Annotated in this window: 14 protein-coding genes; 2 read left to right on the top strand and 12 right to left on the bottom strand. The window is 68.5% G+C overall.

Translation table 11 applies throughout. The annotated features are described in order from the left end of the window. The first annotated feature begins 18 nt into the window (after positions 1-18). Positions 19-612, top strand: a complete 594-nt coding sequence (locus K7G19_RS13590) for an NAD(P)H-dependent oxidoreductase (protein ID WP_223819509.1) — start codon at positions 19-21, stop codon at positions 610-612. Then, positions 609-2,417 carry a glutathione-regulated potassium-efflux system protein KefC gene (gene kefC, locus K7G19_RS13585; RefSeq protein ID WP_226107703.1) on the top strand — a complete coding sequence of 603 codons (1,809 nt, stop codon included), beginning with the start codon at positions 609-611 and terminating at the stop codon, positions 2,415-2,417. The genes K7G19_RS13590 and kefC overlap by 4 nt, the downstream gene beginning before the upstream one ends. 96 nt (positions 2,418-2,513) lie before the next feature. Here kefC and sugE read toward each other — a convergent pair whose 3' ends face one another. The 12 genes from sugE to K7G19_RS13525 form a co-directional block, all read right to left on the bottom strand. Next, positions 2,514-2,828 carry a quaternary ammonium compound efflux SMR transporter SugE gene (gene sugE / locus K7G19_RS13580; RefSeq protein WP_006578904.1) on the bottom strand — a complete coding sequence of 105 codons (315 nt, stop codon included), beginning with the start codon at positions 2,826-2,828 and terminating at the stop codon, positions 2,514-2,516. A gap of 147 nt (positions 2,829-2,975) precedes the next feature. Then, complete coding sequence (locus tag K7G19_RS13575) at positions 2,976-3,587, bottom strand: TetR/AcrR family transcriptional regulator (RefSeq protein WP_149317575.1); 612 nt, start codon at positions 3,585-3,587, stop codon at positions 2,976-2,978. Further along, positions 3,587-4,378, bottom strand: a complete 792-nt coding sequence (locus tag K7G19_RS13570) for a DUF1835 domain-containing protein (protein ID WP_149317576.1) — start codon at positions 4,376-4,378, stop codon at positions 3,587-3,589. The genes K7G19_RS13575 and K7G19_RS13570 overlap by 1 nt, the downstream gene beginning before the upstream one ends. A 302-nt stretch (positions 4,379-4,680) precedes the next feature. Then, a complete protein-coding gene (gene paaE / locus K7G19_RS13565; RefSeq protein ID WP_149317577.1) occupies positions 4,681-5,769 on the bottom strand; it encodes a 1,2-phenylacetyl-CoA epoxidase subunit PaaE in 1,089 nt (362 codons plus the stop codon). Between the two features lie 57 nt (positions 5,770-5,826). Further along, positions 5,827-6,390 carry a 1,2-phenylacetyl-CoA epoxidase subunit PaaD gene (paaD, locus tag K7G19_RS13560; RefSeq protein ID WP_370639542.1) on the bottom strand — a complete coding sequence of 188 codons (564 nt, stop codon included), beginning with the start codon at positions 6,388-6,390 and terminating at the stop codon, positions 5,827-5,829. A gap of 164 nt (positions 6,391-6,554) precedes the next feature. Further along, a complete protein-coding gene (gene paaC, locus K7G19_RS13555) occupies positions 6,555-7,406 on the bottom strand; it encodes a 1,2-phenylacetyl-CoA epoxidase subunit PaaC (protein ID WP_226107701.1) in 852 nt (283 codons plus the stop codon). 12 nt (positions 7,407-7,418) lie between these two features. Continuing rightward, complete coding sequence (gene paaB / locus K7G19_RS13550) at positions 7,419-7,706, bottom strand: 1,2-phenylacetyl-CoA epoxidase subunit PaaB (RefSeq protein ID WP_006579224.1); 288 nt, start codon at positions 7,704-7,706, stop codon at positions 7,419-7,421. Positions 7,707-7,758: 52 nt separating this feature from the next. Continuing rightward, a complete protein-coding gene (gene paaA, locus K7G19_RS13545) occupies positions 7,759-8,808 on the bottom strand; it encodes a 1,2-phenylacetyl-CoA epoxidase subunit PaaA (protein ID WP_226107699.1) in 1,050 nt (349 codons plus the stop codon). Positions 8,809-8,931: 123 nt separating this feature from the next. Beyond that, positions 8,932-9,216 carry a DUF1488 domain-containing protein gene (locus K7G19_RS13540; protein WP_053822693.1) on the bottom strand — a complete coding sequence of 95 codons (285 nt, stop codon included), beginning with the start codon at positions 9,214-9,216 and terminating at the stop codon, positions 8,932-8,934. A gap of 406 nt (positions 9,217-9,622) precedes the next feature. Beyond that, on the bottom strand, positions 9,623-10,870 hold the full coding sequence (locus K7G19_RS13535; RefSeq protein ID WP_226107697.1) for a nucleoside recognition domain-containing protein: 1,248 nt from the start codon (positions 10,868-10,870) through the stop codon (positions 9,623-9,625). Between the two features lie 421 nt (positions 10,871-11,291). Continuing rightward, on the bottom strand, positions 11,292-11,687 hold the full coding sequence (locus K7G19_RS13530; protein ID WP_149317581.1) for a DUF488 domain-containing protein: 396 nt from the start codon (positions 11,685-11,687) through the stop codon (positions 11,292-11,294). Between the two features lie 82 nt (positions 11,688-11,769). Further along, on the bottom strand, positions 11,770-13,461 hold the full coding sequence (locus tag K7G19_RS13525; RefSeq protein ID WP_226107695.1) for an AMP-binding protein: 1,692 nt from the start codon (positions 13,459-13,461) through the stop codon (positions 11,770-11,772). Positions 13,462-13,807 lie beyond the last annotated feature (346 nt).

The following is a 13,807-nucleotide window of genomic DNA, read 5'->3' as shown; positions in this document are numbered from 1 at the left end:
TAACGCCTGCTACACACCATGCCTGCCCGACCCATCGTTGTGATCTATGCCAATGCGCGCGCGAAGCGCTCGCATGTGAACCGGCCGCTGGCCGAGGCGCTCGCCGCGCTGCCCGATGTCGACGTGCGCGATCTCTATGCCCGCTATCCCGACTACGACATCGACGTGGTGGCCGAGCAGCGCGCGCTGTCGTGCGCCGACACCGTGGTGCTGCAGTTTCCGACCTTCTGGTTCAGCGTGCCGCCGCTGCTGAAGCTGTGGATGGACGAGGTGCTCGAGCGCGGCTGGGCCCACGGCCCGGGCGGCACCGCGCTGCGCGGCAAGTCCTGCCTGGTGGTGGCCAGCACGCGCGGCACCGAGGAGGCCTACTCGGCGGAGGGCGTACACCGGCATCCGCTGTCCTCGTTCCTGTTGCCGCTGGAGCAGATGGCGCTGGAATGCGGCATGACGTGGCGCGCGCCGATCGCGATCCACGACGCCTACCGGCTGGACGAGGCGGGTGTGCAGCGCGTGATCGCCGAGGTCATGGCCGCGCTCGGCCACGGCGACGAAGGCGGCTCGACCAAGGCGGCCACCGCAGCCACCGCGGCCGCCCGGCTGGAGCTCGCATGAATCCGCATGATGCGCTGCGCGTGGTGCTGGTGTTCCTGGTCGCCGCGGTTGTGGCGGTGCCGCTGGCGCGCCGTTTCGGCCTGGGAGCGGTGCTCGGCTATCTGCTCGCCGGCGCGGCGATCGGGCCCTGGGCGCTGCGGGTGGTCACCGACGTCGAATCGATCCTGAGCTTCTCGGAATTCGGCGTCGTGCTGATGCTGTTCGTGATCGGCCTGGAGCTGGCGCCCACCAAGCTGTGGGCGCTGCGCCAGACCATCTTCGGCTATGGCGCCCTGCAGATGGCCGGCTGCGCGTTGCTGATCGGCGCGCTGGCCGCGGCCTTCGGCGCCAGCTGGCAGGTCGCGCTGGTGGCCGGGCTGGGCCTGGCGCTGTCGTCGACCGCGATCGCGCTGGCGACGCTGGGCGAGCGCAATCTGTTCGCCACGCCGGCCGGCAAGGCCAGCTTCGGCATCCTGCTGTTCCAGGACATCGCCGCGGTCCCGATGATCGCCTTGCTGCCGATGCTGACGTTCGACGGATCGCAGCCGGCCGACGGCCACGCCTGGATCGGCGCGGCCAAGGCGGTGGCGGTGATCGCCGCGGTGGTCATCGGCGGGCGCTACCTGGTTCGTCCGGCGCTGCGCTTCATCGCCCGCACCGGCATGCGCGAGATGTTCACCGCCTTCGCGCTGCTGCTGGTGGTCGGCATCGCCGCGATGATGGAAGCGGTCGGCATGTCGATGGCGCTCGGCACCTTCCTCGCCGGCGTGCTGCTGGCCGACTCGGAATACCGCCACGCGCTGGAGGCCGACATCGAGCCCTTCAAGGGCCTGCTGCTGGGGCTGTTCTTCATGGCGGTCGGCATGTCGATCGACTTCGGCGTGATGGCGCAGCAGCCGTGGCAGGTGCTGGGGATGGTCGCCGCGGTGGTCGGCGCCAAGGTGCTGGTGCTGCGGCTGCTGGCGCCCCGCTTCGAGATCGCGCGCGGCCAGCGCCTGCTGTTTGCGTTGCTGATCTCGCAGGCCGGCGAGTTCGCCTTCGTCGTGTTCGGCGTGGCGCGCTCCGCCGGGCTGCTGCCCGAGAACATCGCCGCGCTGCTGGTGCTGGTGGTGGCGCTGTCGATGGTGACCACGCCGTTGCTGCTGCTGGCCTACGACCAGATCGTCGCGCCGCGGGCCGGCAAGCTGCGCCAGCGGGCGGACGAGACCATCGAACCGCAGGACAACCCGGTGCTGATCGCCGGCTTCGGCCGCTTCGGCCAGATCGTCGGCCGTCTGCTGTATGCGCAGGGCATCGGCGTGACGGTGCTCGACCACGACCCCGATCAGATCGATTTCCTGCGGCAGTTCGGCTTCAAGGTCTTCTATGGCGATGCCACGCGCATGGACCTGCTCGAAGCCGCGGGCGCGGCGAAGGCGAAGATCCTGGTGGTCGCGGTCGACGGCATGGACGAGAGCCTGGCGCTGATTGACCGCGTGCGCCAGCGCTTTCCGCATCTGCGCATCTACGCCCGCGCCCGCCATGTGTCGCACGTCTATTTGCTGAAGGACCGCGGCGTCGAGCTGTTCGAGCGCGAGATGTTCGAGGGCTCGCTGATGCTGGGCCGGCGCGTGCTCGAGGGGTTGGGGCTGGACCCGGCCGAGGCCCGCGCCGCGGCGATGAAATTCCGCCGCCACAACATCGCCGCGATCGACCGCTTCTACCCGCACTACACCGACCAGAAGACGATGGTGTCGCTGGCGCGGCAGGCGCGCGACGAGCTCGAGGAAATGTTCAGGCAGGACCGCGAGCAGCGACGCCGGCGCGAGGAGGCAGAGTGGTCGTGACCCGCGCCGGGGTCGCCGCCCTCGTCGGCGCCTTCGTTGTCACCCTCGCCGTCGCGCGTGTCTCTGCCCCCGCCGCCGCCGGTGTCGCGCGCGCCGCTACGACGACAGCTTCAGGCCGACGATGCCGGCCAGCACCAGGCCGGCGCTGAACAGCCGCCAGAAGCTGGCCGATTCGCCGAACAGCAGGATGCCGACCGCGAACGAGCCGACCGCGCCGATGCCGGTCCAGACCGCGTAGGCGGTGCCGAGCGGCAGCGCGCGCATGGCGAGCGACAACAGCCAGAAGCTGACCACCATCGTCACGATGGTGAAGGCCGATGGCCACAGGCGGGAGAAACCTTCGGAGTATTTGAGGCCGGTGGCCCAGGCGATTTCGGTGAGGCCGGCGAGCAGAACGTAGATCCAGGGCATGGTGGGCTGCGATGGTGTCGAGGCATCGGGGCCGTCCCCGGTTGGTCGGGCGCCGCTGGATCGAATCTCGAAGCCGGAACGGCTTGCCGCGGCGGCGCGGGGTCGTCCCCGGCGCAGGCGGCATTCTATCGCGGGAGCGCCGCGGCGTCAGGCGCGCGCGTGTCCGGGCAGCCCGCCCGCCAGCAGGTCGATCACCATCTCGGCGAAGTCGGCGTAGGAGAGCTTGCCGCCCGGCTTGAGCCAGGTGAAGGTCCAGTTGATCATGCCGAACACCGTCATCGTCAGCGCGGTCTGGTTCTCGCGCGTGACCCGTTCCGGATAGGCCCGCCGCAACTGGCGCGAGAAGGCCGCGACCACATCGCGCTCGCGCTTCAGGATGATGTCCCGCTGCTCGGGCGCGAGGAACTTGACGTCGTTGATCAGCGCGATATGCCGGGTCTGCGAGGTCTCGTACTCGGCCAGGAAGGCGCGGATCAGATTGGCGAAGCTGTCGCGCTCGCTGTGGCCCTGGCGCTCGGCCTCGGCCTCGACCTCGGTGACGATCAGCATCAGCCGGCGCGTATAGCGATCGAGCAGGTCGAACAGGATCGCTTCCTTGCTCTCGTAGTAGTGGTACAGCCGCGCCTTCGAGGTGCCGCAGGCCGCGGCCAGGTCGGCCATCGACGTGCTCGGATAGCTGCTGGCGGCAAACGCCGCCGCGGCCAGCTCGAGGATCTGTTCGCGTTGGGCCTCGAAGTCGGGCGCCTTGGTACGGGCCATCAGGAATCGGCCGTCAGGTTTCGCCGCAGCTCGCAGGTCTGCAGCGAATCGGCATTGCCACGCAGCACCATCTGGCCGGCGCCAATCAGTTCGCGGCAGCGCCAGAACACGAACCAGTCGCTGGCCAGCAGCCCCTCGATCGCGCCCATCACGCTGCCGACCACCTGGGCCGCGGGCGTCCATTCGAGCGGGGCGCGCTCCAGGATCACCTCGTCGACCGAGTGATAGGCCGCGGGTACCAGCGTATTGCCCTTCCACAGCCGCACGTCGGCGTTTTCCTTGACGTTCTGCTGCCACTCGTAGCCGAGCCGGCCCAGCCGCAGCACCGAGACCGGTGCGATGGTGGAGAAGCGGCGCGCCAGCCGGGCGGCCGGATACATGCCGATCGCGGTCAGGTTGCCCTGGGTGGTGCCGTCGAGCTCGCGGCTGTCCATCGCGACCTCGTTGATCCGTTGCGGGCTCTGGTACAGGTGGAATACGACCCGGCGCAGCATCAGCTGGTCGGAGGCGCTCTGGCCGTGCCAGATCGCGACCTCGGGCTCGCTCTGGCGCAGGCCCTGCAGCTGGTCCAGCGCCTGGCGCATCTCGGCGGCGAAGTCGATCTCGCTGTGCGGGGCGACGCGCTGCCAGAAGCCGGAGCGGATCAGGCCGCTGCTGTCCACGTCGGCGATCGGGCCGACGGCCAGGTCGTCGCGCAGCACGACGACGGGGTCCGGACGGGCGGCTTGCGCCAGTGCCTGGCGCAGCGTGTTGCCCGCCATGTCACCGTTGACGACGTGGATGTATTGCATGGCCGTGATTGTATATGGATAAGACGGCTCAACAGCACCGCGCGGGCGGCGGGCGGCGCCGCATCCGGGCAGTATCCGGGCAGTTATCCGGGAAGTATCCGGGCCGGGGCGGCGCGGTATCTGCGCGGGGGCGCCCGGGCGCGCGGTTTCAGGCAGCGGCCATTTTAACCATGCAGCGCGGCGGGACGGCGGCGGTGCGTGCGCCGCCGCGCGTTCGGCTGGGGTTTGGTCATGCGCTCCGCCGAGCGTGTTCGGTCACGTGTTCGGCCCGGGCGAGGTTCCGCGGTTCTCTTCCGGTCTACCTACCGCTCGTCGTAGCTGACCACTACCCGCTCGGTCAGCGGCCGGGCCTGGCAGGTCAGTACGAAACCCTTGTCCATCTCCCACGGCTCGAGCGTGTAGTTCTTCTCCATCTCGACCTTGCCCTCCAGCACCTTGGCGCGGCAGGTGCAGCAGACCCCGCCCTTGCAGGCATAGGGCAGGTCCAGTCCGGCCGCCAGCGCGGTGTCGAGCACGTTGGCGTCCTGCAGCGGGATGCGCATCGCGTGCTGCTTGCCGTCGAGCACCACCACCAGCTGCGCGGTGCCGGCCTCGTCGGTGGTCACCTTGACGGGCTGGCGGCGCGGCTGCGCCAGCGGCACGCCGAAGCGCTCGGCGTGGATCTTGTGCGGGTCCAGGCCGGCGTCCTTCAGCGCGGCCTCGACGTCGTCGATCATCGAGGCCGGGCCGCAGACGAAGGCCGCGTCGATGTCGTCGACCGGGATCAGCGTCTCGAGGAAGGCCTGCACCCGCGCGCGGTCCAGCCGGCCATGCAGCAGGTCGACCTCCTGCGGCTGGCGCGACAGCACGTGGTACAGCGTCAGGCGCGACAGGTACTGGTTCTTCAGGTCGTCCAGCGCCTCGGCGAAGATGATGCTGTCGACATTGCGGTTGCCGTACACCAGCGTGAAGCGGCTGTTCGGCTCGACCGCCAGCGTGGTCCGGATCAGCGACATCACCGGGGTGATGCCGCTGCCGGCGGCGAAGGCGACGTAGTGGCGCGCCGCCTCGGGGTCGAGCGGGACATGGAAGCGGCCGTCCGGCGTCATCACGTCGATCGTGTGGCCCGGCACCACCGCATCGTGCAGGAAGTTCGAGAACAGCCCGTCGTCGACCCGCTTGACCGCGACGCGCAGCTCGCCCTGCTGGTCGTAGTCCTGCACGCCGCAGCAGATCGAATACGAGCGCCGTACCTCCTGGCCGTCGATCGACGTGCGCAGCGTCAGGAACTGGCCCTGCTTGAAGCGGTAGGCGTCACGCAGCGCGGGCGGGACCTCGAAGGCGACGGAGACGGTGTCGGCAGTTTCGGGGCGGACCTGCGCCACGCGCAGCGGATGGAACTGAGGGGTCATGGCGGCGTGGGAACGGTGGGCCGCGGCGCGAGCCGGGCGGCCTGGCTGGTACGGTGGCTAGTACGGTTTGAAGTAGTCGAACGGTTCGCGGCAGGCGCGGCAGCGGTAGAGCGCCTTGCACGCGGTCGAGCCGAACTGGGACAGCGGCTCGGTGTCGGGGCTGCCGCAGTGCGGGCAGGTGACGTTGTCGGTGGCCCTGGCGCCCGTGGCACCTACGGCGCCCGTAGCGTTCGTAGCGCCAGTCTCGCCGGTGGCGCGATGGCGCGGCACGAAGCGCAGCGGCCGGGTTGGCGCACCCTGGTCGGCGCAGCGCGCCGGCGGCGCGATGCCGTAGGCCCGCAGCTTGTCGCGGCCCTCGGCGGTGATCCAGTCGGTAGTCCACGCCGGCGCCAGCACGGTGCGGATCTTCCACGGGCCAAGGTCCGCCTGGTCGAGCGCGCGGCCGATGTCCTCGGCGATCTCCGCCATCGCGGGGCAGCCCGAATAGGTGGGCGTGATCACGATCTCCAGCGCGCCGTCGTCGGCGATCGCCACCTCGCGCAGGATGCCCAGATCTCGGATCGACACCACCGGGATCTCGGGATCGGGCACCGCGTCGAGCACGGTCCAGGCGCGGGCCACGCGCGCTTGCGCGTCGGCATCGGCGTGGACTGCGTGCAGGCGGGTGTCCGGGTGCCCGTTTGCGTGGGAATCCGCGTGGGAAGCCGCGTCGGAATCCGCGTGCATGCCCGGGAGAGGCAAGGTGGCTGGCATGGGATCGGCCTCGATATGCGCGGCGTCCGCCGTTACCAGTGCGCGCCGGGATGGGCGCGCACCAGGCTCTGCATCTGCGCCAGCAGGTAGCTCATATGCTCGGAGTGCAGGCCCTGCTTGCCGGTCGACACGAAGCCGGTCGCGGCGGGCAGCGTCAGCGTGGCCTCGGCCACGGTCTGCTCGACGGTCGCCTGCCAGGCCGGCCGCAGTTCCGCGGTCAGCACCGCGATGCCCTGCGCGGCCGCTTCCTGCTCGACCGGGTCCGGCGCGAAGCATTCGTTCATATAGGGCAGCAGATGGTCCAGCGCGCGCTGCGTGCGTTCGTGCGACAGCTCGGTGCCGTCGCCCAGCCGCACCAGCCAGTCGGCGCCGTGATGCAGGTGATAGCGCGCTTCCTTGATCGACTTCGAGGCGATCGCGGCCAGGCCCGCGTCGCGGCTGCCTTCGAGCGCGCTCCACAGCTCGACCATCAGCGCGCTGTACAGGAAGTTGCGCACGATGGTGACGGCGTAGTCGCGGTCCGACGAGGCGGTGCCGGCCAGCGGCCCGCTGTGCGGCAGCTCCAGCAGCGTCCAGTTGCGGAATTCTCGCTCGCCGCGCCAGTAGGCGTAGTCGTCCTCGTGGCGCGCCCGGCCGGTCAGTTCGGCCTCCAGTTCCCCGGCGCGCGCATAGAGCAGGCGCGCCTGGCCGATCAGGTCCAGGCTGATATTGGCCAGCGCGATGTCTTCTTCCAGTACGGGTCCGTGGCCGCACCACTCGGCGTTGCGCTGGCCGAGGATCAGCGCGTTGTCGGCCAGGCGCAGCACGTACTGCCAGCCGGCGGTGCGCGCCAGCGGCAGGTTGGACAGCAGCGGCGAAGGGGTGGGACTGAGCGTGGCGGTCATGCGCGGCCCTTCTTACATATGGTTGACTTCATCGGGCAGCTGATAGAAGGTCGGATGCCGGTAGATCTTGTCGGCCATCGGGTCGAACAGCTCCGCCTTCTCGTCGGGCACGCTGGCGGTGATCGCGGACGACGGCACCACCCAGATCGACACGCCTTCCTGGCGCCGCGTATAGACGTCGCGCGCCATGCGCAGCGCCTGGTGCGCGTCGGCCGCGTGCAGGCTGCCGCAATGCTTGTGTTCCAGGCCCTGCTTGCTGCGGACGAACACTTCCCACAGCGGCCATTCCTTTTGCGTCATCTTGCTTGTCTCCTGTCGGCGGCTTGCGGTCACTTGCCGGAGCCGTTGCGGCTCAGGCCGCGGCGCGGGCTTGCGCCGCTTCGCGCTGTGCCACCTTGGCGGCGTGGGCCAGCGCGGCCTCGCGTACCCAGGCGCCGTCCTCGTGGGCCTTGACGCGCGTCGCCAGCCGTTCGCGGTTGCACGGGCCGTCGCCGTTGATGACCCGCCAGAACTCGTCCCAGTCCAGCGGGCTGTAGTCGTAGTGGCCGCGTTCCTCGTTCCAGCGCAGGCCGGGGTCGGGCAGCGAGACGCCGAGTACCTTGGCCTGCTCGACCGTTGCATCGACGAATTTCTGGCGCAGGTCGTCGTTCGAGATCCGTTTGATGCCCCAGGCCATGGTCTGCGCGCTGTTGGTCGACGCCGCATCGGGCGGGCCGAACATCATCAGCACCGGAAACCACCAGCGGTTGACCGCGTCCTGCACCATCTCGCGCTGCGCGTCGGTTCCGCGCATCATCGCCAGCAGCGCGTCGAAGCCCTGGCGCTGGTGGAACGACTCTTCCTTGCAGATGCGGATCATCGCCCGCGCATACGGACCGTAGGAGCAGCGGCACAGCGGAATCTGGTTCATGATCGCCGCGCCGTCGACCAGCCAGCCGATCACGCCGACATCGGCCCAGGTCAGCGTCGGGTAGTTGAAGATCGACGAATACTTGGCCTTGCCGCGATGCAGGGCGTCGACCATCTCGTCGCGCGAGGTGCCCAGCGTTTCGGCCGCCGAATAGAGATAGAGGCCGTGGCCGCCTTCGTCCTGCACCTTCGCCAGCAGGATCGCCTTGCGCTTGAGCGACGGCGCGCGCGTGATCCAGTTGCCCTCGGGCAGCATGCCGATGATCTCGGAATGCGCGTGCTGCGAAATCTGGCGGACCAGCGTCTTGCGGTAGGCGGCAGGCATCCAGTCCTGCGGCTCGATCTTGCCGTCCGCGGCCAGGCGCGCATCAAACGCGGCCTGCGCCTCGGCGCTTTCGGCCGCGTTGCTGGGGGCATGCGCGCCTTCGTTGGCGGCGCGCTGCGCGTCGGCCGACAGGGGCTGTTGGGGCAGGTCCAGGCTTTGGGTGTACATAGCGCCTCCTCTGGCGGGTCCCGGCCGTGCGTGGGCCGGGCGGTAGGAAGCATTATATATAAACCGACCGTTCGGTCAATTAATTGGCGGGCGTGTTAGCGCCATGCCATTAGCGCGTCGGGATCAGGATTCGGGAACGAAGCGGACGTGCCCGCTGCGCAGCACGATATTGCGCGAACGGGTCATCTCGAACAGCGACTGCGCGATGCTTTCGATGCGTGGCCGATGGTCGGTGAAGGCACGTACCAGGTCTTCCTCGCGCGGCGAGCGCGCGCCGAAATGCGACTCGAGCGCTTCGGCGGTGATCGAATAGCGGGACGGTTGGCCGTTGACGGTGGCGGGGCACGACAGCGTCAGGCTGGCTGCGCAGTAGGTGGGGACGCTGCTGGGAAACAGGATCTCAGGCATGGCGTGCCTCGGCCGGAAAGGGACGGGAGTCACGACCATTCTAGGATATTGGGCGGCACACGCCAGCCGGGAGTCCTGGATCGGGATCCGGCCCCTGTTTCGCGTGCGGGCTTCCCTTCGATGGCGAGTGCTCGCTTACTTCATCGACTCGTTGATGCTGCAGCGCACCAACGCGTCGGAGCGGAGTAAGGCCGCCCCGCCAGGAAGCGCCGAAATGTGGACGAAAAAAAACCCGCGCAGGTTGTGCGCGGGCTGGAATCCACCGAGGTGGTGGAGGAGACAGACTTCACTATACGCGGCTTGTTGCGACGCACCAAGGTCCGCGTTCCAAAAAGCTGAAATCGGTACGATTTCGTTGTGTCAGTGCAACAGTAATCTGTCCCCGTAAGCCGCCAGCCCAGTCCTATCAATGGAAGAACAGGTAGGCGATGCCGATGGCGGCGACCAAGCCCACCGCATCGGCGAACAGTGCGCAGCCCAGCGCATGCCGGGTACGACGCACATTGACGCTGCCAAAGTAGACCGCCAGCACATAGAAGGTGGTTTCGGTCGATCCCTGGATGATCGCGGCCAGCTTGCCCTGGAAGGAGTCGACGCCGTAGGTCGTCATGACGTCGACCATCAGGCCGCGCGCGCCGGCGCCGGACAGCACCTTCATCAGGCCGACCGGCAGCGCCGGCACGAAGTCGGTATTCAGCCCGAGGCTGGCGACGGCGGCCGCCAGGCCTTGCATCAGCCAGTCCATGCCGCCGCTGGCGCGGAACAGCCCGATCGCGACCAGGATCGCCACCAGGTAGGGAATGATCTGCACCGCCACGCCGAAGCCTTCCTTGGCGCCGTCGACGAAGGCCTCATAGACGTTGACCCGCCGCGCCGCCCCGCACAGCAGGAACAGCACGATCAGGCCCAGGATAAAGAGGCTGCCCGCCAGCGCGGTCACGGTGTCGACTTGCGGCGCCGGCGCGCGGCGCAGCCAGACCGCCAGACCGCCGAGCGCGGCCACGATCGCCACCAGCGTGCCGAGGATGGCGGGTTTGAGCAGATTGAGCCGCTGAGTCCACGCCACCGCGACCAGCCCGGCGAGGCAGGACACGCCGGTCGCCAGCAGCGTCGGCAGGAAGATGTCGGCGGCGTTGAAGCCGACCAGACCCTGCTTCAGCGCGACCGCCTGCCGCATCGCGATCACCGAGGTCGGAATCAGCGTCAGCCCCGCGGTATTGAGCACGATGAACATGATCTGCGCATCGGTCGCGGTGTCGGGCTTGTCGCTCAGCGTCTGCAGCTCGCGCATCGCGTTCAGGCCCAGCGGCGTCGCGGCATTGTCCAGGCCCAGCATATTGGCCGAGACGTTCATCATCATCGCGCCCTGGGCGGGGTGGCCTTGCGGGACGCCGGGAAACAGGTGCCGCAGCACCGGATTGACCGCGCGCGCGAAGCCCTGCACCACGCCGCCACGCTCGCCGACCCGCATGATGCCGAGCCAAAGCGCCATGATGCCGGCCAGGCTCAGCGAGATCTCGAAGGCGGTGCGGGCGCTGTCGAACAGGCTCGCCAGCATGGCCGGAAAGATGGCGGCATCGCCATGTGCCAGCCGCACGCAGCCGATGGCGAAGGCGGACAGGAAAAAGGACAGCCAGACCAGGTTCAATGCCATGGGCGTAGTGGCAAATAAGCGGGCAAATAAGCGGGCAAGTCAGCGGGCAAGTCAGCGGGCAAGTCAGCGGGCAATAAGCGGACGGATCAACGTACGGATCCGCGGGACCTGTGGGCGCAGCCCGCATGGCGAGTCGCAAAGAACGGCGTGGTGCGCAAGGCGCCTATCATAGCGTGGCCGCTGGCCGCTGGCCGCTGGCCGCTGGCCGCTGGCCGCCGGCCGCGGCTGCTCTAGGGCTGCCCGCCGTCACCGCAGGTCCGCGGGGCGTGCCGCCGCTCTCGCCGCTTACCGCGGTCCCCGCCACTCCGCACCGGCTCGGCCGCTCCGTGCCGGCTGGGCCACTCCGCACCGGCTGGGCCACTCCGTGCCGGCTCCACCGCTTTGGCGTCGCGGGCCCGCCAGCCTCCTTCAGGGAGACGACCTAGGCGAACGCCGCGCCGCGCTTGGCCAGCAGCTTGCGCAGGATCGACCGGTGGCAGCGCTGCTCGTCCTCGCAATAGCAGCCGATCGCGAAATTGGTCTGGTGCGACAGCGCGGCCAGCAGGTCGAGCGTGCGGCTGGCCTCGGGTTCGGCCATTTCGGCCTGGAAGCGCCGCTCGAAATGGCGCCAGGCCTTGTCGTCTTCCTCTTCCTGGGCGTGCTTGGCTTCGGCGACCAGTTCCGGAGAGGGCGACAGCAGCGGGAACCAGACATCGTAGAAGTCACGGCTGGCGTATTCGCTGCGCGGCACGCCTCGAGGCGGCCGGCGCACCGTGCCGATGCGCAGGCCTTCGCCGGCGCTGCGCGGGGTTCCGAGCCTGACGATGTGGACGGCCATGGCGGGCGCTCCTGTCTGCGGTCTGCGGTGGGGACGGCGGCAGCCGACGCCGAAGCGCCGGCCGTCACGGCGCAGCGAACGGTCAGGCGGTCGCTGCCGGCTCCAGTCCCAGTTCGCGAATCATGGTCTCCCGCATCACGAACTTCTGCACCTTGCCGGTGACCGTCATCGGCATGTCGTCGACGAAACGAACATAACGCGGGATCTTGTAGTGCGCAATCTGGTCCCGGCAGAACTCCCGGATCTCGTCCTCGGTCGCGCTCTGCCCGGGTTTGAGCACGATCCATGCGCACAGCTCCTCGCCGTACTTCGGATCGGGCACGCCGAACACCTGCACCGCCTGCACCTTTGGATGGCGGAACAGGAATTCCTCGATCTCGCGCGGATACAGGTTCTCGCCCCCGCGGATCACCATGTCCTTGACCCGCCCGACGATATTGCAATAGCCCTGCTCGTCGATCGTCGCCAGGTCGCCGGTATGCATCCAGCCGTCGCGGATCGTCTCGCGCGTGCGGGCCTCGTCCTCCCAATAACCCAGCATTACCGAATAGCCGCGGGTGCACAGCTCGCCGGTGGCGCCGACCGGCACGACCTGCCCGGTTTCGTCGACGATCTTGCACTGCAGATGCGGCTGGACTCGGCCGACCGTCGCCACGCGTTTCTCCAGCGGGTCGTCGGTCGCACTCTGGAAGGAGACCGGGCTGGTCTCGGTCATGCCGTAGGCGATCGTCACCTCGGCCATATGCATGTCCTTGATGACCCGCTTCATCACCTCGATCGGGCAGGGGGCGCCGGCCATGATGCCGGTGCGCAGCGAGGTGAAGTCGAATCTCGCGAATTCGGGGTGATCGAGCTGGGCGATGAACATCGTCGGCACGCCGTGCAGGGCGGTGCAGCGTTCCTCGTGCACGGCCTGCATGGTCGCCAGCGGATCGAAGGCCTCGCCGGGGAAGATCATGCGCGCGCCGACGCTGACGCAGGCCAGCACCGACAGCACCATGCCGAAGCAGTGGTACAGCGGCACGGGGATGCACAGCGAATCGCGGTCGGTCAGCCGCATGGCCATCGCCACGAAGCGGCCGTTGTTGACCACGTTGTGGTGCGTCAGCGTCGCGCCCTTGGGGTTGCCGGTGGTCCCGCTGGTGAACTGGATATTGATCGGATCTTGCGGGCCAAGCGCCGAGCCGGCGGCGTCCAGCGCACCGGTATCTGGCCGGGACAGCAGCTCGGCATAGCGCAGCATGCCGGCGGTGTCCTCCTCGCCCATGCGCACGACCCATTGCAGCGTGGGCAGCCGAGCCGCTCGCAGCGCGCCTGGCTGGCTGTCGGCCAGCTCCGGCGCCAGCTTCTGCAGCATCTCGATATAGTTGCTCGACTTGAAGCGCGGGGCCGTGATCAGCATCCGGACACCGGCCTTGTTCAGCGCGTACTCCAGTTCCGCCAGTCGGTAGGCGGGGTTGATATTGACCAGGATGGCGCCGATGCGGGCGGTGGCGAACTGGGTCACCAGCCACTCCTGCCGGTTCGGCGACCAGATGCCGACGCGGTCGCCGCGCGCGATGCCGCGCGCCAGCAGGCCGGTGGCCAGGCGGTCGACCTGCTCGCTGAACTGGCGCCAGGTCCAGCGGATTCCCTGCTCGCGGAAGACGACGGCCTCTGCGTCCGGGTGGGCCGCCGCCGTGGCGGCCAGCAATTCGGCGATGGTCTGGTCCGACAGCGGCACGTCGGTGGCGCCAGTGACCAGCGACAGGCCGGCGTTCGGGATCAGCGTCATGTTTGTCTCCTTCGACTGATTGACTGAATCGTAGTCAGGGGTGCTTCTCTTATAGGTATGGGGCGCCAGCTTAGGCGAAGCGTTCCGCCGATGCTGTCACCGGTGCGACATTTGTTGTCTTTGAAGCACTTCAAGGCCGAATTCGGGTTTTTACTTAATTTGCTTGCCTTCGGCCGCGCCCTCCCTTAATATTCGCCCCCTCGCAGCCGAACGGCGGCGGGGTTGGCGGGGAAGGCGAAGGCGCTGCGGTGCTGGAGCCGCAGCAAAAAAGTGCTGACAACCTGTTGACGAGAAGCGAAATGTTCTGCATAATCTCGTTTCTCTGCTGCTGACAACGCAGCGACGC

This window comes from Cupriavidus sp. DB3 (assembly GCF_020418465.1).
GTDB classification, from domain to species: domain Bacteria; phylum Pseudomonadota; class Gammaproteobacteria; order Burkholderiales; family Burkholderiaceae; genus Cupriavidus; species Cupriavidus cauae.
Note: the sequence above shows the minus strand (reverse complement) of the source record. Positions and strands in the feature narration are given on the sequence as shown.